Origin of the sequence: Dyella lutea (assembly GCF_024158035.1) — a bacterium.
GTDB classification, from domain to species: Bacteria; Pseudomonadota; Gammaproteobacteria; order Xanthomonadales; family Rhodanobacteraceae; genus Dyella_A; species Dyella_A lutea.
This window is the reverse complement of sequence record NZ_JAMZEK010000001.1, coordinates 734210-755298: the sequence shown is the minus strand read 5'-3', so window position 1 is coordinate 755298 and position 21089 is coordinate 734210. Positions and strand designations below refer to the sequence as shown.

Here is a 21089-nt window from a genome sequence, read left to right as displayed (position 1 = left end):
GCGACAGCTAGCGTGGCTCAGCCGCGACGCACTGCTGCATCCATTTGTCGGCGGTCTGGGCGCCCGCCGTGTCCTTCAGTCGCGCCCGCGCCTCGCCGATCACCCGCCAGTTCTGCACACACAGCTCGCCGTGGCGCGTGCCCTGCCGCCACGAGCGCAGTGCCAATGCCTGGGCGCCCACGTAGTCGGTCTGTGCCAGCGCGGCCTCGGCCTGCTGCTGCAGCTGCTCGGGCGTCGCTGCCGCGTCCCCGGCCGGTGCGCCCAACGACGACGGGGTCTTGGCGGCCGTCGGTACGGCCGCCTCCTTCGCCCTAAGCGGCGCCAGCGATTCGAACTTGCGCTGGTACTCCTCGGTGATCTGGCGGGCGTCGTCGCTGCTGGTGATCACCCGCGGCGTAATCAGCACGATCAGCTCGGTGCGGCTGTGCGTGCGGCTGGTGGTGCCGAACAGCCGGCCGAGGATGGGCACGCGGTTCAGGCCGGGCACGCCGCCGTCGGAGGTGCCCTCGTCCTGCTGGATCAGGCCACCGAGCAGCACGGTCTGCCCGCTCTGTACCGCCACCTGGGTGGCCAGCTCGCGCTGCGAGATGGTCGGGTTGCCGTTGACCAGTGCGGCAGTGCGGTCGACCTGGCTGACCTGCTGGCCGATGTTGAGGTAGACCAGGCCGCCGGGATTGACCCGCGGCTGCACGTTGAGGATCACGCCGGTATCGAGGTACTTCGCATCGGTGACGGGTGTGCTCGTACCAGCATTGAGCGCAATGCTGGTGCTGTTGATCGGCACCCGGCTACCGACCTGGATGTGCGCCACCTGGTTGTTCAGCACCACCATCGACGGGGCCGACAGCGTCTTGGTATTGCCGCTGGTCTCCATCGCGTGCAGCGCGACCTGCAGGTTGGAGTTGACGAAGGAATAGAACAGCGCATCGCCAGTGACGCCGTTGCTGGGCACGTAGGTGTTGCCGCCGATGCCCAGCGCACCCTGGCGCGGATTGTTCGGGTTGCCCGGGGTGAAGCTGCCATCGCTGTTCTGGGTGCCACCGGCCAGGCCCTGCAGATACCACTGCACGCCGAACTTGAAGTCGCCGCTCAGGTTCACTTCGAGAATCCGGGTCTCGATCTGCACCTGCAGCGGCACGGTGTCCAGACGCTGGATCGCATCCTGGATCTCTGCCCACTGCGACGGCCGCGCGCGCACCAGCAGCTGGTTGTTGGCATCGACCGAGCTGATCCGGATGCTGCCGTCACCGGAGCTGTACTCCTGGTTGCCCGATGCGCCGCCGGCACTGCCGCTGGCGTTGATCAGCGCCCCGCCGGTGCCGCCCTGGCCGCCGGATGCACCGCCGGTGTCGCCCATCCCGCTGGAGCTGCCGAGCCCGCCGCCGCGCGCACCATCATTGCCACCGAACCCACCACTGCTGCTGCCGAAGCTGCCCGCGGTGCTGCCCATCGACTTGCCACCTGCGCCGCCGGTGTTGCCGATCGTGGCGCCGGTGAGGCCCGGCCCCACCTCGCCGCCGGAGCTGCTGCCGCCGCCCGCGTTGTCGGTGTAGATCTGCGCCAGGTAACGGGCCAGGTCCGAGGCCTTGATGTTGCGCACGTCGTAGACGTAGAGCTGCGGTTCGTTGCCGCCGCCGCGGTCGATGCGGTGGATCCAGTCGCCGACCTCGTGCAGGTAGTCCGGCTGGGTGGAGATCACCACCAGCGCGTTGGTGCGCTCGATCGGGATGAAGCGCAGCATGCCGGCCAGCGGCGTGTTGCCGTCCTTGCCGAACAGGCTGTCGAGCTTGGGCATCAGGTCGGTGACGCTGGCATGCTCGAGCGAGAACACGCCCACCGACATGCCACGCAGCCAGTCCACGTCGAAGGTGCGCACGGTGCTCGCGTAGTTGGCCAGCTCCTGCGGCGTGCCGGAGAGCACCAGCAGGTTGCGCGCCGGATCAACCAGCAGCACCGAGTCGGTCCGCGCGAATGGCTTGATCAGCTTCTGCATCTCCACCGCGCTGATGTAGTGCAGCGGGAACAGCCGCGCCTGCAGGCCACCGGCCGGCGCGCTGGCGCCCAGGCCCGGCACCAGGTTGCCGGCGGCGGCGTCCTTGGCCGGCATCACCACGTAGCCGCCGGCGTTGCTGACCAGCGCGTTGCCGGTCCACGACAACAGCATCTCCAGGATCGGCAGCGCCTGGCTGGAGTCCACCGGCTCGGCGGTGGCGAAGGAGATGTTGCCCTGCACACCCGGCGCGATGGTGTAGTTCTTCTTCAGCAGGTCGCCGAGCACCGCCTTCACCACCGCCTGCACCGGCTGGTTCTCAAAGTTGAAGGTGACCGCGCCGTCGCCCTTGGCCGCGGGATGCGGCGTCGCCAGGGCGGTCGGATGAATGAACTGGCCGGTGCCGGTACGCAGTTCCGGCTGTACCGCGGCCGGCGTTTCGGCACCTAGCCGGTTGGCCAGCGGCAGCGGCGGCGGCACCGGCTTTTCGGTGCCGGCCATCGCCTCGCGCTGCAGCGCGCCGTCGTCCGGCGGCGGCGGCATCGTGGCGCAGCCGGCCAGCCAGACCACGCTGGCCAGCGCGGCCACGCGGATCATCGGGTGCTTCAGCATGCGGAACATCAATGGTCTCCTTGCTGGGTCGAGGCTGCCTGCTCGGCCCGACGTTTCTGGATGATGGCGTTGAGCTGGCGCAGCCGCTCGGCCTGGAGCTGCGCTTCGGTCTGGTGCCCGCGTTGCGCACGCCCGGCGCCGGGCGGGGTCAGGCCCATGCGCGGCGACGATCCGGTCGCCGGAAACGGCGCGCCGCCGGCCTCCTTGCGCATCTCGGCGGCACCGGGCGCGTTGTCCGGCGCCGGCGGCGTCTTGTCGAACGGGGCGCCGGCCGGCAGCTTGAGTTCGACCCGGCCGTCGGGGCCATCGAACACCGCTGCGCGCGGCTGTACCTCGACCAGGGTCCAGCGGCCGTCCGGCGTGGTCTTGCCCTGGGCGATCTGCAGGTCGCGGTTGTTGGTCTTGTCGTGCGCCAGCGCCATCCGCAAGCTGGGGGTGAGGATCACCCCGGTCAGCGCCAGGTCGCCGACGGCACCGCCGTCACCGGAACGTGCGCCGGGACGCCGGTCGGGACGGAACAGCGGTCGCTGCCAGACGGTAGCGAAGCGGTCCAGCGGCTGTGGCGGCGGCAGCGCGGCACCGTGCCCGGGCGGCGGCAGCGGTGCCACCGGATGCGGCGCACGCCAGCGCACACCCTGGCCAAGACCGAGCAACAGGACCACCAGCGCGGCGCCGAGAACGCCGGCAGCCAGCACCAGCATCGGCGTCAGCCGGCGTTGCGTGGCGGCCTTCACGGGGCGGCTCCCTGGGTAGTGCCGGTGCCGGTGCCGGCGTGCGACGGACGCACATAGCCGGTCAGCGTGAACTGCACCTCCAGCGGCGCCTGGGCGTTCTGCTGGGTGATCACCGGATTGCGAAAGATGCTCAGGTCGCCGACGAACAGGTAAGGCGTGCCCTGCTCCAGATCGTTCAGCACCGCGGCCAGCGGCTCGATGTCGCAGCGCAGGCTGATGCTCACCGCGGCTTTCCGGTAGGGCTCGCTGCCGTCCGCCTGGGGCTCGGGCAGCGGCATCTTCTGGGTCACCTCGCAACCTCCGTCGCGCCGGTGCGCACCGGTCACGTCGACCACCCGCTGCATCAGCCCGGCGGTCGCGGCGTTGGGATCGTCCTCGGGCAGGAACGCGCTGCTCGCCGCCTGCCCGGCGCCCATCGCGGCGAGGCGCTTCTCCAGCTCCGGCTTCTGCGCGATGGCGGCGGCGTAGCGGCTCTGGGTATCGCGCAGATCGCTCATCTGCGCGTTGATCGACTGCAGCGGCGCCACGAACCACCAGTGCAGCAGCACGAAGTAGGCGATCACCAGCACCAGCAGCAGCAGACCGATCGCCGCCAGCCGGCTGTCGCGCGGCTTCATCACCAGCCGGCTCATGGCGTGGCTCCCGCGGATGCCGCAGCGGCGGGGGTCGCCGGCGTGCGTACATTGGCAACGAGGTAGAAGCGCTCCTTGCCGGTGGTCGGATCGGCCTGGATCGAGCCCTGGAAGCCGACATCGCGGATCAGCGGATCGTCCTTCAGCGCATCGACCAGCCTGGCCGCCTGCGTCGCCTGGCCCTGGAAACCGAGGTGACCGTTGCTGTCGACACTGAAGCGCTCCAGCCAGGCGCTGTCGGGCAGACGGCGGGTGAGTTCGTCCAGCAGCGCCAGCACCGGCACGGTGTCTTTCTTCTTGAGTGCCAGGAAGCCGGCTGCGCCGGCATTGTCCTGCAGTTGCTGGCGCAGCAGAGCCACCTGCTGCGCCTCGCCGTGCATGGCATCGACCTGGGCCTGCATCGCGTCCAGCGCGACCTGCCGGTTGTGCAGCCACTGCCCCAGCACCAGCCCCGCCAGCACCACGCAGGCGGCAACGAGCGCGAGATTCAGCCGCGCGCGCGGATCGACCCGGCGCGGTCGTTGCGCGGGCGGCAACAGGTTCGCGCCGAGCCGGGCATCGCCGTCGAGCAGGTCGACCGCATCGATGCGGATGCGCAGGGCGGCCAGTCGATCGAGCAGGGGATCGAGCGTGCTGCGCGGCAAGGCAATCAGCTCGACCGCGAAGCGGCCCTCGCCGACCGGGCGCGCCAGCTCGCGCACATCGGTCGCCACCTGCTCGGCGCGGAACGGGGTCTGCCGATCGATCTCGAAACCGACCACCTGGGCCAGGTTGTCGCGGGCGGCCAACGGCAATGCCAGTGTGCGGCGCAGGCCTGCCGATACCGGCAGGCACAGGGCCAGCCGCAGATCCTGTGGATCGACCGCGGCCAGTGCCTGGCGCAGGGCCTGCTGCTGGATCGTCGGATCGCCGTCGTCGGGCCATTGCGCCAGCAGGCCCGGCTCGCCGGCACGGCGCACGCTCCAGTGTCCATTCCGATGCTCCAACAGGTGCCAGTCGGCACCGCTGGCCAGCATCTGGCGCATCCGGACCGGCAGCAGGGTGCGCAGTTCGCCGCCCCACCACGCCAGGAACGCCGGCAGCGGCGAGCCGCGCCAGGCGCGCCGCGCGCGCTCCAGCGACGGCCGCAGCGACTGCATTGCGGTACTCATTCCCCGTCTCCCTCCTGCCAGCGCAACACCGCGTACGGCTGCACGCCAGCCCCGATCCCGCGCAGGCGAACCGTTGCCCGCACCACGGCCCGGGTGCCGTCGGGAAGCGTCGCCTGCGAACGGATACTATGCGTTACCCCGGCACCGGACGCCATCGCGGTCGCTGGATCCAGCGCCTGTCGCGCGTCCTCGGCCTGCTGGATCCGCGCCGCATCCATGCCAGGAATCGCCGCCAGCGCCAGCGGCGGCGCGGTAGCCGGATTGGGCGCGTCGCGCCCTGACCACAGCGTGACCTGCGAAGCGACCGCCTTGTAGATGGCCGCCGGCATGCCGAGCACCATCCGCAGTTCCTCGATGCTGGCGAACGGCCCATGCCGCGGCAGGTAGTCGAGCCCGGCCGCGGTGTAGGCGGCGTCGGCCGGGTTCGGTCCCACCGCATCGCTGAAGCTGCGCCAGGCCGCCACCCGGCCCGCCAGCTGCTCGGCGGCCCGCGGCTCCATGCCGGCCGCCTTGAACAGGCCGGCGAGCACGGCCGGCGACGCCGCATTGAGGTCCACCTTGCCGCTCTCGTCGACGATCTGGACCTGCACGGAGGCGTCGCCGAACGGGAAGGTGTACGACCGTCCGTCGGGAATCCAGCGCTGTGCCAGTCTCGGATCCTGCAGCGCGTACACCGCCCGCGCGATACCCGCCTCGGCCGCGTAGTGCGCCTGGGTGTGGGCAAACGCATAGCGCGCCTGCAGGGCCTCGGTGCGCGCCATCAGCGCGTAGCCGCCGAGCAGCACCGCCAGCAGGGTGCAGGCCCACAGCACCACCAGCAGTGCGACGCCGCGCTGGCGACGTGGGAGAGGCGACCTTTGCATCATCGCGCTCCCGCCGCCCGCATGCGCAGCAGCGGCCCCTGCAGCATCAGCCCGCTGCTCGGGTCGATCCGCAGGGGCATGGTCAGCTCCGGCCAGGGCGTGGTGCCCTGCGGGGTCAGTTCGATGCGCACCAGCTGCGGCATCAGGCGGCCGTCCGGCCAGTTGTCCTGCCAATCGCCGACGCGCCCTTGCGCATCCACCCCGCGGTACTGGAATCGCCCCTGCCTGACGTGATCGAGCAGCAGCTGCGGCTTGCCCAGCGGGCGCGGCGGCTTGCCGTCCGGCGGCAGCAGGGCCAACTGCAACTGCAGCTGCTTGCCGCCATGATGATCGTCGACCAGGGACAGCTTCAGCAGTTGGGGCCCGAGCTTGTCGAGATAGCCCGGCAGCGGGGCGACGAAGCGCATGGCATCGGCCTTGCCTTCGAAGAACAGCGCATCGCCGTTGGCGTCGTGATCGATCGGCGCCACCATCGCCTGCGCCAGCTCGCGTCGCAGCAGCTGCTGGGTGGAGCGGATCTGGTCGAGCCGCTCCACCGCCGCGGTGCCCGAGCGCACGCCGTGGGTAGCGGTGCGGATCCCCGAGTACACACCCAGCAGCAGCACGCTGAGCAGCACCAGCGCCAGCAGCACCTCGAGCAGGCTGAAACCGCGGGCGCGCATCACCGCCCGCCTCCGCCCGCACCCGTTGGCATCCCGGCGCGAAGCGTGCTGAAGCGCGCGTCCTGTTCGTGGCCGCCTTCGCTCCAGCGCACGTCGAGGTCCAGCCGGTACAGCTGCAACGGCGGATTCGGCGGCGGCTTGCCCTCCGGCGTCCATGGCGTCACCTGCAACTGCCAGCGGTAGCGGTTGTCGAACCGACCGGTGCGGGTGCCCGCCTGCGGCGGCTCGATCACGAAGGCGCTGTCCAGCAGGCTGCGCGCCCACATCGCCGCCTCGCTGCGCTGGGCGGCGCGGTGGGTCAGGTCGATCGCGCCGCCGGCCACCTTCATCAGCGCGGTGAAGGCGATCGCCAGCAGCAGCAGCGCCGCGATCACCTCGATCAGGCTGAAACCCCGCTGGCGGCGAGGCGTCTTCATGGCGGCGCCGCACCAGGCTGCACCACGCTGACCGCGCCGGTCAGCCAGCCCACGTTGACCTGCCAGCGCCGCTGCCCCTGTTGCAGGGTGATGTGCCCCCCGGTGGAGCTGCCGTCGGGGAAGAAGCGGATGCGTCCGACGGTGGGCGACACCTGGTCTTCCTTCGCGCTGGTGATGCTGACCTTCATGCCCTTCGGCAGCTCGCGGGTGCGGTCGTCCGCGCCGGTGTAGCTGCCGGCGCGGATGTCCAGGTCGAAATGCTGCTCCTGCCCCTTCACGATGGCCTGGGCGCGGGTGGCGCGCAGGGTGGCGGCCAGTTCACCGCTGGCCGCGCTGACGCGCGCACCGGCCAGGCCTTGCGAGACCGAGATCGACACCGCCGCCGCCGCGATGCCGATCAGCAGGATCACCGCCAGCATCTCGAACAGCGTGAAGCCCCGCGCATGGTGCACGGCGGATCGGCGACGGGAGCAGCGGGTACTCATCGGAGAGATCCGAGCGGGCGGCGCCTACTGCCAGTTGCCCACGTCCTTGCTGAAGCCGTCGCCACCCGGCTGCCCGTCCTGGCCGTAGAAGATCAGGTCGAAGCTGCCGTGCTCGCCCGGGTACTTGTAGCCGAAGGCATGCCCCCACGGGTCCTTCAGTTCGGACGGCTTGGCGTACGGTCCCTGCCAGTTGGTCGCATTGGACGGCTTGGTCACCAGGTCCTCGAGCTGGCGCGGCGGCGTGCCATTGTCCAGCGCGTAATTCTCGATCTTCTGGCCGAGCGTGGTGAGCTGCGCCTTGCCGGCACCGTACTTGCCCTTGTCCACGTTCTTGCCGACCTGGGTGACCACCACGGCGCCGATGATGCCGATCAGCACGATCACCGCGAGCATCTCGAGCAGGGTGAAGCCGGCGCTGCGGCGCGCGGCGCGGAGGGACCTGGACTGCATGGACTTACCTCTCGTCATGGAACGTTCGGAAACTCTCGGACACCGCCGATCACTGGATGTTGCTGGTCAGGCTGAGCAGCGGCAGCAGGATCGCCGCCATGATGATCGCCACCAGCACGGTCATCACGATGGTCAGCGCCGGCACCAGCGCGGCGAGCAGGCGGTCGATCGCGCGGCGGCTCTCCAGCTCGAAGGTGTCGGCCACCTTCAGCAGCATGGTGTCGAGCTGGCCGGCCTCCTCGCCCACCTGCACCATCTGCAGGGCCAGCCGCGGGAAACGCTGCGACTGCGCCAGCGCGAAACCGAGACCGGCTCCGCCCTTGACCTGCTCGGCGGCGGTGGCCAGCGCCTCGTCCAGCGCGCGGTTGGAAGTGACCTGGCGCGCGATGGTCAGCGAAGACAGTAGCGGCACGCCGTTCTTCAACAGCGTGCCCAGCGTGCGGGCGATGCGCGCGGTCTCCACCTTCACCAGCAGCGGTCCGACCACCCGCCGCTGCAGCAGCCTGGCGTGCGCGGCCAGCCGCGCCTCGGGATCGCGCAGCTGCGCGCGACGCACGGCCACCGCACCGGCGATCAGCAGCACGATCAGCCACCACCAGCCCTGGATCAGGTTGCCCAGTGCCAGCACCGCCTGGGTGATCAGCGGGATCGGCACCTGCATGTCCTGGAAGATCGGGACGAACTGCGGCACCACGTAGGCCAGCAGCAGCACCAGCGAACCGAGCACGCCGACCAGCAGGAAGGCCGGATAGATCAGTGCGTTGACGATGCTGCCGCGCAGCTGCTGGGCGCGCTCCAGGTAGTCGGCGAGGCGGCGCAGCGTCTCCTCCAGCGAACCGCCGGCCTCGCCCGCGCGCACCAGCGACACGTAAAGCTTGGGGAACACGCCGTGCTCTTCGTCCAGCGCCTGCGACAGCGTGGTGCCGCCGCGTACGCGGTCGCGCACGCGCTCGATCAGCTTCTTCGCCCGCTCGCCCTCGGGCAGCTCGAGCAGGATGCCGAGCGCGCGGTCCAGCGGCTGACCCGCGCCGAGCAGGGTCGCCAGCTGATGGGTGAACTGGGCCAGCTGGTCGCCGCTGAACGGGCCGCGCGCGAACAGCGCGGCCAGGCCGCTGCCGCCGCCCGGCGCGTCGGCGGGGGCCGCTTCCAGCGGGGTGTGGCCCTGATCCTGCAGGCGGGCGATCACGTCCTCGACCGACGCTGCCTCCATCTGGCCCTGCAGCATGTCGCCGGCGTCGCTGACCGCGCGGTAGCGGAACTGCGCCACGTCAGCCTTCCTGCGTCACGCGCAGGACCTCTTCCAGCGTGGTCACGCCGGCCACCGCCTTGGCGATGCCGTCCTCGTACATGGTGCGCATGCCCTCGGCGCGGGCGGCGCGCTCGATCTCGCCGGCGTCGGCGCGCTGCATGATCAGCCGGCGCAGCGGGTCGGTCATCACCAGGAATTCCATGATCGCGCGGCGACCGCGGTAGCCGGTGGGGTTGGACGCGCTGGCACCCGGCTTCCACAGCCGGATCGGCCGCTGGTCGGTGTACTTGTCCAGCTCGAACTCGGCGATCACCTCGGGCGAGGGCTCGTACGGGATCGCCGTCTCCGGATCGAGCCGGCGCACCAGCCGCTGCGCCAGGATGCCGTTGACGGTGGAGCCGAGCAGGTAGTCCTCCACGCCCATGTCGAGCAGGCGCGTGACGCCACCAGCGGCCGAGTTGGTGTGCAGGGTGGAGAGCACCAGGTGGCCGGTCAGCGCGGACTGGATCGCGATGCGGCAAGTTTCCAGGTCGCGCATCTCGCCGATCATGATCACGTCCGGGTCCTGGCGCATGATCGAGCGCAGCGCGCCGGCGAAGTCCAGTCCGATCTGCGGCTTCACCTGGATCTGGTTGATGCCTTCGAGCTGGTACTCGACCGGGTCCTCGACGGTGATGATCTTCACGTCGGGCGTGTTGATCTGCGACAGCGCGGTGTACAGCGTGGTGGTCTTGCCCGAGCCGGTCGGACCGGTGACCAGCAGGATGCCGTGCGGACGCTGCAGCACGTCGACGAAGCGCTGCTGGAAGTTGTCGGTGAAGCCCAGCGAGGCGAAGTCGAACACCACCGATTCGCGGTCCAGGATACGCATCACCACCGACTCGCCGAACGCGGTGGGCACGGTCGACACGCGCAGGTCCAGCTCCTTGCCCTGCACGCGCAGCTGGATGCGGCCGTCCTGCGGCAGCCGGCGCTCGGCGATGTTGAGCTTGGCCATGATCTTGACGCGGCTGATCACCGCCGCGGTCGAGGACGACGGCGGTGCTTCCACCTCGTGCAACACGCCGTCGATGCGGTAGCGCACCTTGAGCCGGTTCTCGAACGGCTCGATGTGCACGTCCGAAGCACGCTGCTCCACCGCACGCTGCAGGATCAGATTGACCAGACGGATGACGGGCGCCTCGGAGGCGAGGTCGCGCAGGTGCTCGACGTCCTCCTCCTCGGTCGCGCCGGCGCCGTCGAGGTTCTCCACGATCGATCCCATCGCCGAACGGCCCTGGCCGTAGTAGCGCTCGATCAGGTCGTCGATCTCCGAGCGCAGGCCGATGCACAGCGTCACCGGCTTGCCGGCAGCCAGCTGCACCGCGTCCAGCGGATACGGGTCGGCCGGGTCGGAGACGATCAACGCGAGGCCGTCCTCGCCGTGGCGCATCGGCACCACGTGCTGCTGCTTGAGGAAGCGTGGCGACACGTCCAGTTCGGACGGCGGCAGCTCGGGCACGTCACGGGTGGCCACCAGCGGCGCGCCCAGCAGCTCCGACCAGGCCTGGGCCAGGTCGCGCTCGGACACCAGGCCGAGCCGCGCCATCAGGGCGGTCAGCGTGCCCTCCGGAGCCTCTTCATGCAGCCGTCGGGCGCGGACCAGGTCACCGTCCTTGAGCGCGCCGCGCGAGACCAGCAGGGCGCATACGGCCGCTTCGCGGTCATCCATGGCCGCCTGTGTTGCGTCCCCCGACGCGCTCACCACTGCCGACATCACCCACCCCGTTCCACTGCGATTACGGACCTCTTCTGCCGGTCGTCGCCCCCGCACCGACCAGACGCGCATTGTTAGCACATCCGGTCTCCCCCGGGGCGGCGACCGCGGGCGCCCCGTTCACAAAGCACCGGCCCCAGACGGACAGGCGCAAGAATCTCCGCCCTCACCGGAAGCCGGGCGCGCGCGAAGGCCGGCCACCCTAGGCAAGCCCGGCCGATCCGGCAATACGGCAATGGCCTATGGGGTATTCCGGGAACGATGCGTTGCGCGTCGCGCGCGCGGCGCGGGCTTGCGACAATACGGACTTTGCCTGCCAAGACCGACGCATGCTGATCGACATCGGGGCCAACCTGACCCACGAATCCTTTGCCCACGACTTCGACGCCGTGCTGGCCCGCGCCCGCGCCCGCGACGTGGCGCGGATGGTGGTCACCGGGGCCAGCCGCGACGGCAGCCGGGCCTCGCTGGCGCTGGCCCAGGCCCACCCCGGCGTGCTCTACGCCACCGCCGGCGTGCATCCGCACCACGCGGTGGACTACGACGACACCACCGATGCCCTGCTGCGCGAGTTGGCCACGCACCCGGAAGTGCGTGCGGTCGGCGAGACCGGGCTGGACTACCACCGCAACTATTCGCCGCGTGACTTGCAGCGCGAGGTGTTCGAGCGCCAGCTGCGCATCGCCGCGGAGCTGGGCAAGCCGCTGTTCCTGCACCAGCGCGACGCGCACGAGGACTTCCTCGCCCTGCTGCGCCGCTACCGCGACCGGGTGCCGGCAGTGGTGGTGCACTGCTTCACCGATACCGGCGAGGCGCTGCGCGATTACCTGGCGCTGGACTGCCACATCGGCATCACCGGCTGGATCTGCGACGAGCGCCGCGGCCTGCACCTGCGCGAGCTGGTGAGGGAGATCCCGGCCGGCCGGCTGATGATCGAGACCGACGCGCCCTACCTGCTGCCGCGCACGGTGCGCCCGCAGCCCAGCCACCGGCGCAACGAGCCGATGTACCTGAAGCACATCGCCGAGGAAATCGCGCGCGACCGCGGGGAATCGCTGGAAGCACTGGCCGTGCATACCACCGCCACCGCGGCGGCCTTCTTCGGCCTGGGCGCCGGCACGCCCTGACCGGCGGGCACCCGGCCAGCCCTAGAACTCGGCCTTGAACGTGCGCCCCAGCGCCGGCCCGCCACCGACGTAGTGACGGAACACATAGAGCAGCGGCCGGAACCGCTGCGGATCGACGTAGTCGCTGCCCGGGATCACCAGGTCTTCGTGCGCGTGGACCCCGACGACCTCCGTCTCGACCGTGACGAAGCCGCCGGCGCCGCCGGCCCAGGCGGCCAACGGCCGCTCGTGCCAGGCGACCACCCGCGCTTCCATCTGCAGTGGGCATTCCATCACCCGCGGCGCGCGCACCCGCTCCGAGGCAAGCGGGGTCAGCCCGGCCAGTGCGAACTTGTCGCCCTCGTAGCAATAGCCGCGCTTCCAGGCCGGTACCGGATCGCACCCGGTGGTAGGGGCCAGTGCCTCGACCGCGCGCCATTGCCCGGGCGCGACGACATTGAGGGTGCATTCGCGCTCGCGGAGCAGATTGGCCAGCCCCTGCCCTCCGGCGGCCAGGCCGAGCACGACCCGGTCGGCCAGCGCCCAGGCCGAGGACATCGGCGTGAGGTTGGCGCTGCCGTCTTCGTTGCGGGTGGCGATCAGCAGGACCGGCGTGCCGAAGTAGAGAATGCCGGGATGGATCGACCGGGCGGGAATCGAGGTATGCATGACCGCCATGATGGGTGCGGCGGTGCGGCCGACGCTTCGCCACACATCGAAGCGTCGGCTCCGGCAAGCACGCTAGCATGCGCGCATGCACGGCTCGCCCTCCCGCTACCAGCTCGCCGAGATCGGCAGTCTGCTCGCCGATCCTTCGCGCGCGGCGATCCTGCTCGCCCTGGCGGACGACCGCGCGCGGCCCGCGGGTGAGCTGGCCCGCCTGGCCGGCATCGCCCCCAGCACCGCCAGCGCGCACCTCGGGCGCCTGGTCGAGGGCGGCCTGCTGCAGGTACTGAACCAGGGGCGGCACCGCTACTTCCAGGTGGCCGGCGATCACGTCTCGGCGATGCTCGAGGTGTTGCCCCTGCTGCGACCAGCACGGTCGCGACCGCCAGGCCCCACAGCCGCCGAACGGCCGCTGGCCTTTGCCCGCACCTGCTACCGGCACCTGGCCGGGTATCTGGGCGTGGCGCTCTACCGGCAATTGCGCGAGCAGGGCTGGATCGAGCTCGGCGACCAGGCGGTGCGGCTGAGCGAGCATGGCTGCAATGCCCTGCGCGCGTACGACCTGCTGCCGGACGGGGCCCAGCCGCCCGGGCCGCCGGGCCGCAGTTGCCTGGACTGGACCGAGCGCCGCTTCCACCTCGGTGGGCCGCTGGGCGTGGCGATCACCGACCAGTTGCTGCAACGCGATTGGTTGCGCCGGCATGAACGCACGCGCGCACTCGTGCTGACCTCACCCGGGCGAGCGGGCCTGCGCCAGATGGGCATCCCGCTCGACGACTGACCGCGCCGACCGAGCTCAGTCGACCCGACGCCACGCGCCCGGCGCGAGACCGCCGAGGTCGTACGGACCGATCCGCTCGCGGATCAGCCGCAGGGTGGGAAAACCCACCGCCGCGGTCATCCGGCGCACCTGCCGGTTGCGGCCCTCGCGCAGGGTGATGCGCAGCCAGCTGGTGGGGATCGCCTTGCGGAAACGCACAGGCGGATCGCGCGGCCACAGCCAATCCGGCTCGGTGGCATGTTCGGCGCCGGCCGGCAGGGTCGGGCCGTCCTTCAGCATCACTCCCCGGCGCAGCGCGGCGATCGCCTCGTCGGTGATCGCGCCATCCACCTGCGCCAGGTAGGTCTTGGGCTGCTTGTGCTTCGGATCGGTCAGCCGGTGGGCCAGCGCGCCGTCGTCGGTGAGCAGCAGCAGGCCTTCGCTGTCCTGGTCGAGCCGGCCAGCGGCATACACCCCCTTCTGGGCGACATGGTCGGCCAAGGTGGCGCGGCCGTCCGCATCGGTGAACTGGCAGAGCACGCCATAGGGCTTGTTCAACGCGATCAGCACGGAGCGACGGACGCCGTCAGGGGGATGAGGCGGCCTTGGCCGGTGACGGCACCGATGCGGCCGGCACCGGACCTTCCGGCTTCACGAAGCGCAGCGTCATCCGGTCCGATTCGCCGATCGCCAGGTACTTCGCGCGGCCCGTCTCGCCCAGGGCCAGCGTGGGCGGCAGCGTCCACACGCCCTTGGGGTAGTCCTTCGTATCGGCCGGATTGGCGTTGATCTCGCTGGACTCCTCCAGCTTGAACCCGGCATCGGTAGCCAGCTTCACCACCGCGGCCACCGGCAGGTAGCCGCTGCCCTTCACCGCATCCAGCGATACGCCCGCGGCGGCACGATGGTCGACCACGCCGAGCACGCCGCCCGGCCGAAGCACCCTGAAGAATCCCTTGAACATCGCCGGCGCGGTGCCGGCCATCACCCAGTTGTGCACGTTGCGGAAAGTGAGCACGGTGTCGGCGCTGCCAGGCGGGCCGAACACCGGCGCTTTCGGGTCGAAAATGACGATGCGCGCGTCGCCAAACACCGCCGGGGCGGCGGCGAATTTCTGCTTCAGCGTGTCCTCGGCCGCCTTGCCCGGGGCCGGCGCGGCCACCGCGGCCACGTACTGCCCGTTGTCGCGCAGCAGCGGCGCCAGGATGTCGGCGTACCAGCCGCCGCCCGGGGTGATCTCCACCACCGTCTGGTCCGGCTGCACGCCGAAGAACTCCAGCGTCTGCTTGGGGTGGCGATAGCGGTCGCGCGCGCGCTCGGCGGCGCTGCGCCAGTCGCCGGCCAGCACGCTGTCGAGCTGGGCCGCGGTGAAATCCACCGCGCTGGTTGGCGGCACCAGCTCGCCCGGCGGCTGGTCCTGCCCGTCCGCTTCGGCCACGGTCTGCGCCACCGCGGGCACCGCCAGCGCAAGGGCGCACAGCCCGGCCAGCAGCCACTTTCCCGGAACCGACGATGTCATGGTGTGCTCCCTGTTCGATGGCGCCTGGCGGCGCCTCCCCGCCCGGCACGCTGGCGCAGGCAAAGTGATAAAGGCGTGCAGATACGGCTGGCCTTTCAGTATGGACGCGGACAGACCGACTGCAGGCCGTCGATGTGTTCGTGCAGATCCGGTGCGATGCCCTGCCACATCGGATCCAGGATGAAATCGATGCCCTCGTACCGCGCCAGCTTGGCCGCCGGAATGAAGTCCGCGTCGCCGGCGACCAGGATGATCTGGTCGACCTGCTTTTTGTAAGCCAGCGCGGCGATGTCGATGCCGATCTTCATGTCGACCTGGGTCTGGCGCATCTCCGGCTCGAAATGCTCGTCGCCCAGGTCGTCCCAGGCGAGCGTGCCCTCGCGCAGCTGCTGGAACGCACTGCGGCGCAGCTGCCACTCGCCGCGCTCGCTCAGCCGCCCGAGGCGCAGCGCCATCTTGCGCTGGCGGCGCAGCTGGTCGTGCAGCTCGCGGCGGAACGCGGCCGCGCCGGTGCGTCCGAAATCCACGCTGTCGCCGCTGACCGGCTTGACCAGGGTGCGCTCCAGCGGCGGGCAGTCATAGAAGAAGATGCGGTACAGCGCCTCGCGTGGACGATCCAGCGTCTTGAGGTGCTCCAGCGCCATACCGAACACGGTCTTGGCCACCGTGCGCGCGTCGTTCGGATCGCGGTCGCCCCAGACCTTGCGGTAGCGGGCGAGAAAAAACGCACCATCGACAAGAAACGCAGTGGCGGGCATGCAGTCCTCAAGGGCCGGATCGGGCGGTCACCGACCCGGTCCGCACAGGGTGCGGAGCCGCTCGGAATCGCCGGGAAGCGTGCGCACGCGGGAAGTCGCGGCGCTGCACCATCTTACATCCAGGCCGGCCTCAGCGGATGGCCAGCGCCCGTGCCAAGGCCTGCAGGCCCTCGTCGTAGAGTCCCGCCATCAGCCGCGCGACGTCCGCCCCGGCTTCGCGCCGCGGCTCGAATTCGCACGACCAGTCGACCCGACAGGCCGGACCGTCGGCATGCACGGCCAGGATCGAGCGGCAGGCGGCCAGCGGCAGCGAGCCGTCCACCAGCACGTAGACGCAACGGCAGGCGGCATCGTTGCGCGCCTCCAGCCGCTCGACCACGCGACCGCCGTCGGCCAGGTGCAGGGTGCGGATGCGTCCCTCCCACGACAGGTCCAGCCGCCGCACCTGCGGATGCCACCGGTGCAGGCCGCCGAAGTCGCCCACCACCGCCCAGACCGCCTCGGCCGGATGCCCGATGTGCTGCGTCACCTGGATGCGGGTCATGCGGTGTGGTCCCTGCCCGGCGCCTCGCCGGCCGCAGGAGCCACGCAAGACCCGGACCAGCGCGCAAAGCCCCTTCGGACCGGCGGTCGCTGCCGCAGGTGTTGCTTCCGTGGCGCAACCGACCCGTGACACGGCGTGTCAAATGCTTCACGCCAGGGCGTCCCGATGCTGCGCTGCAGTTTGCGGCGATCCGTGGTGGGCGCGATGCTCGGAACCCACCTGACGCGCAAGACCACCTCCGACCGATGCGACGCGGGACAGCGTGCCGCACATCCAGGCGCCAGGGACCGAAGGAGCCACGGTCATGAGCAATGCCCTGACGGCAAGCCCACCCTCCTCTCGCATCGCGAGCCTGCTGCAGGCGCGCATCGGCACCAGCCAGGTTTCGCCCTACGTCGCCAAGTCGTGGGACCGCTGCCTGAACCGCTACAGCATCGAGCCGGACGCCGAGCGGCGCACCGTCGTGCTCGACACCGCTTCGGTGCGGGCACGCCAGGAAACCCTGGGCGAGCTGCTCGGCGTGGCCCGCGCCGAGATGGAAAACCTGTACGAACAGATCGCCGGCTCGGGCTATGCGGTGATCCTCAGCGACGCCGACGCAGTAGTGCTCAGCGCAATCACCGACAGCCAGGCTCGGCGCGACTTCCGTGGCGCGGGGCTGTGGGTCGGCGCGGTGTGGAGCGAACAGCACGAAGGCACCAACGGCATCGGCACGGCGGTGGCCGAGCGGGCGCCGGTGACGGTGTACTGCGGCGAGCACTTCCGTCGCTACAACGCCGGGCTGTCGTGCTGCGGCGCGCCGATCCTCGATGTCGACGGCGAGGTGCTGGGCGTGCTCGACGCCTCCGCCGCCAGCACCGCCGACACGCGGCTGGTGCAGAGCCACACGATGGCCCTGGTCAGCATGTCGGCCAACTTGATCGCCCGTTGCCATTTTCTCGGCCGCTTCCGCGATGCCTGGGTGCTGCGCTTCCACAGCCGTGCCGAGTTCGTCGGCCTGTTGCACGAGGCGCTGATGGCGATCGACGACGACGGCAACGTGCTGGCGGTGAACGAGGCGGCGCTGTTGCAACTGGGCATCAGCAGCCGCGCGCAACTGGTCGGCAAGCCGCTCGCCAGCCTGTTGCCGCTGGACATGGACACCCTGCGCCGCCACGCCATGCACGAGGCCGCGTCGCTGTGGCCGGTGCGCGACATCGCCTACGGACGCCGCTTCTTCGCCAACGCCCGGGCGCCGATGCAGCGGCGCGCGGCGACGGCGGCGAGCATCAAGCGGACCGCTCCCGGCACTCCGGCGGCACGCCGCCACGTGGGCGGTGACCCGCGCATGCAGCACAACCTCAATTGCGGTCGCCAGCTGTTCGGCCGGCGCGTGCCGATCCTGTTGCAGGGTGCCACCGGCACCGGCAAGGAAGTGTTCGCCAAGGCACTGCACCAGGCCGCCAGCTGGGCCGACAAGCCCTTTGTGGCGGTGAACTGCGCGGCGATTCCCGAGGCGCTGATAGAGAGCGAGCTGTTCGGCTACACCCGCGGTGCGTTCACCGACGCCGCGCGCGAGGGGCATGTCGGAAAAATCCGCCAGTCCAGCGGCGGCACGCTGTTCCTGGACGAGATCGGCGACATGCCGCTGGCGCTGCAGACCCGCCTGCTGCGCGTGCTGGAAGAGCACGAGATCGTGCCGCTGGGCGGCGACGCGGCGATTCCGGTGGATCTGCACGTGATCAGCGCCAGCCATCGCAACCTGCTCGCCATGGTGCAGCAGGGCGAATTCCGCGAAGACCTCTACTACCGCCTCAACGGCATCACCCTGGAGCTGCCCACACTGCGCGAGCGCACCGACAAGCGCGAGCTGATCCAGGCCCTGCTGCAAGAGGACGTTCCCGACGGCCCCGTGCCGGCGATCGACGACGAGGCGATGGAGCGGCTGCTGGCGCACCCGTGGCCGGGCAACATCCGCCAGTTGCGCAACGTGCTGCGCATGGCTACGGCGCTGTGCGGCGAGGACGGCCGGATCGGCGTCGCCCAGCTCGGACGCGAATTCGGCGACACCCCGCCGGGCCAACCGCCGGCGGTACAAGGCGACGGCGGACGCGACGAAGCAACCAATGCGCTGGGCACCGCCGAACGCGACGCGCTGATGCTCGAGCTCGAACGCATGCACTGGAACATCAGCCGCACCGCCACCGCTCTGGGGGTGAGCCGCAACACGCTGTACCGCAAGATCCGCAAGCACCGCATCGTGCTGCCCGGCTGAACGCCTGGCGCGCTCAGTCGTCGTCCGCGGCCGCGCCGCCGAAGGCGTAGCTCACCCCGAGCAGGAACGAGCGCGGCGCGCCCGGCGCCACGAACAGCGTAGGCGTGCCCGGACCGGTGGTGTCGATCAGCCGGTTCGGCGTGTCGAACACGTTGGTACTGAGCAGGCCCCCGTTGACGTAGCGGCGATCGAACAGGTTGTCGACGCTGGCGAAGAACGCCAGCGCGCGGCTCGGCCGGTAATGCAGGTCCAGCGCGACCACGCCGTAGCCCGGCAGCGCACCGTGGCGGTCGGCGTTGTTCTCGTCGCCCACCACGAACTGCCCGGAGTACGCGCGCAGGTTGGCGCCGAACGACCACCGCGATGTCAGCCGGTATTCGCCCGACAGGTTCAGCAAGCGCTCCGGTACGCCGGGCAGGCGGTCGCCGCGGCGCACCCGGATCACTCCCCCGGCATCGGCACTGGAGTTGGCGCCGCTGACCGTCTCGAACGACGCGTCGTAGGTGGCCCGCACCAGGCTGAGGTTGGCCTGCCACTCCAGCCGGCCGCGTTCGCCGCCCAGCCCCAGGTCGATGCCGCGCCGGCGCGTGCCCGGCACGTTGGCGAAGTAGCCCTGCGAGCTGCCGCCGGTGAACACGGTGAGGATGTCGTCGCTGGCCCGGCTCAGGTAGGGCGACACGTTCCAGCGCAACCGGCCGTCGGCGGTGCTGCCGCGCAGGCCACCGCTCAGCGTGCGCACCACCACCGGCCTGAGCGGCGGATCGCCGGTGAGGTCGTTGGGCAGCGCGCAGGGGGCCGCCGGGTCGGCGCATTCGAACTCGATCGGCGTGGGCGTGCGCATGCCCTCGTCGTAGTTCGCGTAGAGGCCGAACGCCGGTGACGGGTTCCAGGTGACGCCGAGGCTCGGGTTGAAACGGTGGAAGCGCTGGCGACCGTTGATGTCAGGCTCTGCGCCGGAGCGGTCGGTCACTGCCAGCCGGCTGAGGTTGTAGCGGCCGCCAGCACTGACGTGCACCGCCGGCGTGAGCGCGAACACGTCCATCGCGTACACGCCGATGCTGCGGTTGGTCGCACCGGCATTCGTCAGCGGATCGAGCGCGAACGGCGCCAGCCCGATCGCCTCGCCGCGCCGCGCCGGGTCGAGCGGAAAATAGGCCGGTTGGGCGAACTGGGTGAAATCGCTGGCGCCCGCATCCAGGCTCACGCCGACGGTGAGCTGGTTGTCGTGACCGGCGAATGCCGCGCCGTCCACCGCCTGCAGCGAAAAGCCATAGCCGCGCGTGTGCACCTGGCCGAGCACATTGCTGGCCGGCACGTTGTTGATCGTCGCCTGCGGGTTCGCCGGGTCGTACGCCGGGCTCACCCCGGCGTACCAGAACTGGCCGACCGAGGCCGGGTCGTAGGCGCCGTCGACCGCGTAACCGAGCGGCCCGTCCGCCGCCGGATCGTAGGCGGCGAAGTCGTTGGTGTTGGAATTGAAGCTGCTGCTGCGCGACAGGCGCAGATAGCCGTTCGCCTGCACCGCCCAGTCGGCGCCGAGCTCATGCGTCCCCTGCGCGGTGAATGCATTGAGGCGGTTGCGGAAGTGGTCCGGCCAGGTGAAGCCGGCCTTCGGCGTATCGATCCATTCCACCGGCAGGGACTGCGTGCCCGACAGGCGTCCGGCCGTGCCGGTGTAGCTGAGCATCAGCGATGTGTTCTCGTCCGGCCGCCAGTCGCCGCGCACGAAGGCCTGCTGCACACGACTGGGCGAATACTCGCGCCAGCCGCGCTCGTAGTCGTTCGCCGCACCGACGAAGATCGCCCCGGCGCGGCCATGCGCGCCGAAGCTGGCATCGGACTGGAGCCGTCCCCACGAGCCGCCGGAGACATCCACCGTGCCGCCCGGATCGGTGAAGCCGCTCTTGCTGGTCACCAGCAGCGCACCGGCCAGCGTGTTCAGGCCGTACAGCGGGTTGGAGCCGGGCACCAGCTCGACGTCGCGCACGGCAAAGTCGGGGATCGACTCCCAGTTCATCGTCTCGGCGAACGGCTCGTTCTGGCGCACGCCGTCGAAGTACACCGAGATGCCCGACGGCGAACCGAGCAGCGGCGACAGCGTGTAGCCGTGGAAGATCAGGTTGGCCTGCCACGGGTTGCCCTGCGACTGGGTCAGGCTCACGCCCTGGAAATTCGCCTCCAGCAGGCCGGTGACCGCCTGCCCGTGCAGCTGCGCCATGTCGTCGGCCTGCGCGCTCTGCACGTTGAGCGGAATCTGCAGCGGCGGCACCTCGAAGCCGGGCAGCGGCGCGATCGCGATCACCTTCACTTCGTGGAACTGCTTGACCGGGCGATCGGCCAGGGCGCGCGGGCTGGCCGCCAGGCAGAGCGCGGCCAGCCCCAAGCGCCCTGCGGCGTTCCATGCGCGGCGGGCGGCGACACACGTCCATGTGATGCGACGGCTCGACATGGGCGGGGCATTCCGTTCGGCGAGGGTCCGGGT

Annotated in this window: 20 protein-coding genes; 3 read left to right on the top strand and 17 right to left on the bottom strand. The window is 70.6% G+C overall.

Annotated features, from left to right (window positions below):
- Window positions 1-7: 7 nt before the first annotated feature.
- The 11 genes from gspD to gspE are packed head-to-tail and all read right to left on the bottom strand — an operon-like array spanning window position 8 to window position 11000.
- The gene (gene gspD, locus NC595_RS03330) at window positions 8-2611 is read right to left on the bottom strand and encodes a type II secretion system secretin GspD (RefSeq protein ID WP_253564848.1); all 2604 of its coding nucleotides are present in this window, start codon (window positions 2609-2611) and stop codon (window positions 8-10) included.
- Window positions 2611-3336 (bottom strand): general secretion pathway protein GspN, encoded by a 726-nt coding sequence (locus tag NC595_RS03325; protein WP_253564847.1) that lies wholly within the window; start codon window positions 3334-3336, stop codon window positions 2611-2613. Before NC595_RS03325 ends, gspD begins: the two co-directional genes overlap by 1 nt.
- A complete protein-coding gene (gspM, locus tag NC595_RS03320) occupies window positions 3333-3968 on the bottom strand; it encodes a type II secretion system protein GspM (protein ID WP_253564846.1) in 636 nt (211 codons plus the stop codon). Before gspM ends, NC595_RS03325 begins: the two co-directional genes overlap by 4 nt.
- Window positions 3965-5119 (bottom strand): PilN domain-containing protein, encoded by a 1155-nt coding sequence (locus NC595_RS03315; RefSeq protein ID WP_253564845.1) that lies wholly within the window; start codon window positions 5117-5119, stop codon window positions 3965-3967. The genes gspM and NC595_RS03315 overlap by 4 nt, the downstream gene beginning before the upstream one ends.
- A complete protein-coding gene (locus NC595_RS03310) occupies window positions 5116-5982 on the bottom strand; it encodes a type II secretion system minor pseudopilin (protein ID WP_253564844.1) in 867 nt (288 codons plus the stop codon). Before NC595_RS03310 ends, NC595_RS03315 begins: the two co-directional genes overlap by 4 nt.
- Window positions 5982-6644 (bottom strand): prepilin-type N-terminal cleavage/methylation domain-containing protein, encoded by a 663-nt coding sequence (locus NC595_RS03305; protein ID WP_253564843.1) that lies wholly within the window; start codon window positions 6642-6644, stop codon window positions 5982-5984. Before NC595_RS03305 ends, NC595_RS03310 begins: the two co-directional genes overlap by 1 nt.
- A complete protein-coding gene (locus NC595_RS03300) occupies window positions 6644-7060 on the bottom strand; it encodes a prepilin-type N-terminal cleavage/methylation domain-containing protein (RefSeq protein ID WP_253564842.1) in 417 nt (138 codons plus the stop codon). Before NC595_RS03300 ends, NC595_RS03305 begins: the two co-directional genes overlap by 1 nt.
- Window positions 7057-7545 carry a GspH/FimT family pseudopilin gene (locus NC595_RS03295; RefSeq protein ID WP_256488878.1) on the bottom strand — a complete coding sequence of 163 codons (489 nt, stop codon included), beginning with the start codon at window positions 7543-7545 and terminating at the stop codon, window positions 7057-7059. Before NC595_RS03295 ends, NC595_RS03300 begins: the two co-directional genes overlap by 4 nt.
- Before the next feature lie 24 nt (window positions 7546-7569).
- Window positions 7570-7995: a type II secretion system major pseudopilin GspG gene (gene gspG / locus NC595_RS03290; RefSeq protein ID WP_253564841.1), complete on the bottom strand. Its 426-nt coding sequence runs from the start codon at window positions 7993-7995 to the stop codon at window positions 7570-7572.
- Between the two features lie 49 nt (window positions 7996-8044).
- Complete coding sequence (gene gspF / locus NC595_RS03285; RefSeq protein ID WP_253564840.1) at window positions 8045-9262, bottom strand: type II secretion system inner membrane protein GspF; 1218 nt, start codon at window positions 9260-9262, stop codon at window positions 8045-8047.
- A gap of 1 nt (window position 9263) precedes the next feature.
- Window positions 9264-11000 (bottom strand): type II secretion system ATPase GspE, encoded by a 1737-nt coding sequence (gene gspE / locus NC595_RS03280; RefSeq protein WP_425493059.1) that lies wholly within the window; start codon window positions 10998-11000, stop codon window positions 9264-9266.
- 329 nt (window positions 11001-11329) lie between these two features.
- Between gspE and NC595_RS03275 the strand changes: the two genes are divergently transcribed.
- A complete protein-coding gene (locus tag NC595_RS03275) occupies window positions 11330-12127 on the top strand; it encodes a TatD family hydrolase (protein ID WP_253564838.1) in 798 nt (265 codons plus the stop codon).
- Window positions 12128-12148: 21 nt separating this feature from the next.
- Here NC595_RS03275 and NC595_RS03270 read toward each other — a convergent pair whose 3' ends face one another.
- Entirely contained in the window at window positions 12149-12784 is a 636-nt protein-coding gene (locus tag NC595_RS03270) for a flavin reductase family protein (RefSeq protein WP_253564837.1), read from the bottom strand.
- Window positions 12785-12860: 76 nt separating this feature from the next.
- Between NC595_RS03270 and NC595_RS03265 the strand changes: the two genes are divergently transcribed.
- The gene (locus NC595_RS03265; protein WP_253564836.1) at window positions 12861-13553 is read left to right on the top strand and encodes an ArsR/SmtB family transcription factor; all 693 of its coding nucleotides are present in this window, start codon (window positions 12861-12863) and stop codon (window positions 13551-13553) included.
- A gap of 15 nt (window positions 13554-13568) precedes the next feature.
- Here NC595_RS03265 and NC595_RS03260 read toward each other — a convergent pair whose 3' ends face one another.
- From NC595_RS03260 to NC595_RS03245, 4 genes are all read right to left on the bottom strand, one after another.
- Window positions 13569-14102: a pseudouridine synthase gene (locus NC595_RS03260; protein WP_253564835.1), complete on the bottom strand. Its 534-nt coding sequence runs from the start codon at window positions 14100-14102 to the stop codon at window positions 13569-13571.
- Between the two features lie 16 nt (window positions 14103-14118).
- Complete coding sequence (locus NC595_RS03255) at window positions 14119-15051, bottom strand: class I SAM-dependent methyltransferase (protein WP_253564834.1); 933 nt, start codon at window positions 15049-15051, stop codon at window positions 14119-14121.
- Window positions 15052-15146: 95 nt separating this feature from the next.
- Window positions 15147-15809 carry an NYN domain-containing protein gene (locus tag NC595_RS03250; RefSeq protein WP_253564833.1) on the bottom strand — a complete coding sequence of 221 codons (663 nt, stop codon included), beginning with the start codon at window positions 15807-15809 and terminating at the stop codon, window positions 15147-15149.
- 130 nt (window positions 15810-15939) lie between these two features.
- Window positions 15940-16353, bottom strand: coding sequence for an SRPBCC family protein (locus NC595_RS03245; RefSeq protein WP_253564832.1), 414 nt, complete (start codon window positions 16351-16353; stop codon window positions 15940-15942).
- Between the two features lie 304 nt (window positions 16354-16657).
- Between NC595_RS03245 and NC595_RS03240 the strand changes: the two genes are divergently transcribed.
- Window positions 16658-18607, top strand: coding sequence for a sigma-54-dependent Fis family transcriptional regulator (locus tag NC595_RS03240; protein WP_253564831.1), 1950 nt, complete (start codon window positions 16658-16660; stop codon window positions 18605-18607).
- 13 nt (window positions 18608-18620) lie between these two features.
- Here NC595_RS03240 and NC595_RS03235 read toward each other — a convergent pair whose 3' ends face one another.
- Window positions 18621-21056, bottom strand: a complete 2436-nt coding sequence (locus NC595_RS03235; protein ID WP_253564830.1) for a TonB-dependent receptor — start codon at window positions 21054-21056, stop codon at window positions 18621-18623.
- Window positions 21057-21089 lie beyond the last annotated feature (33 nt).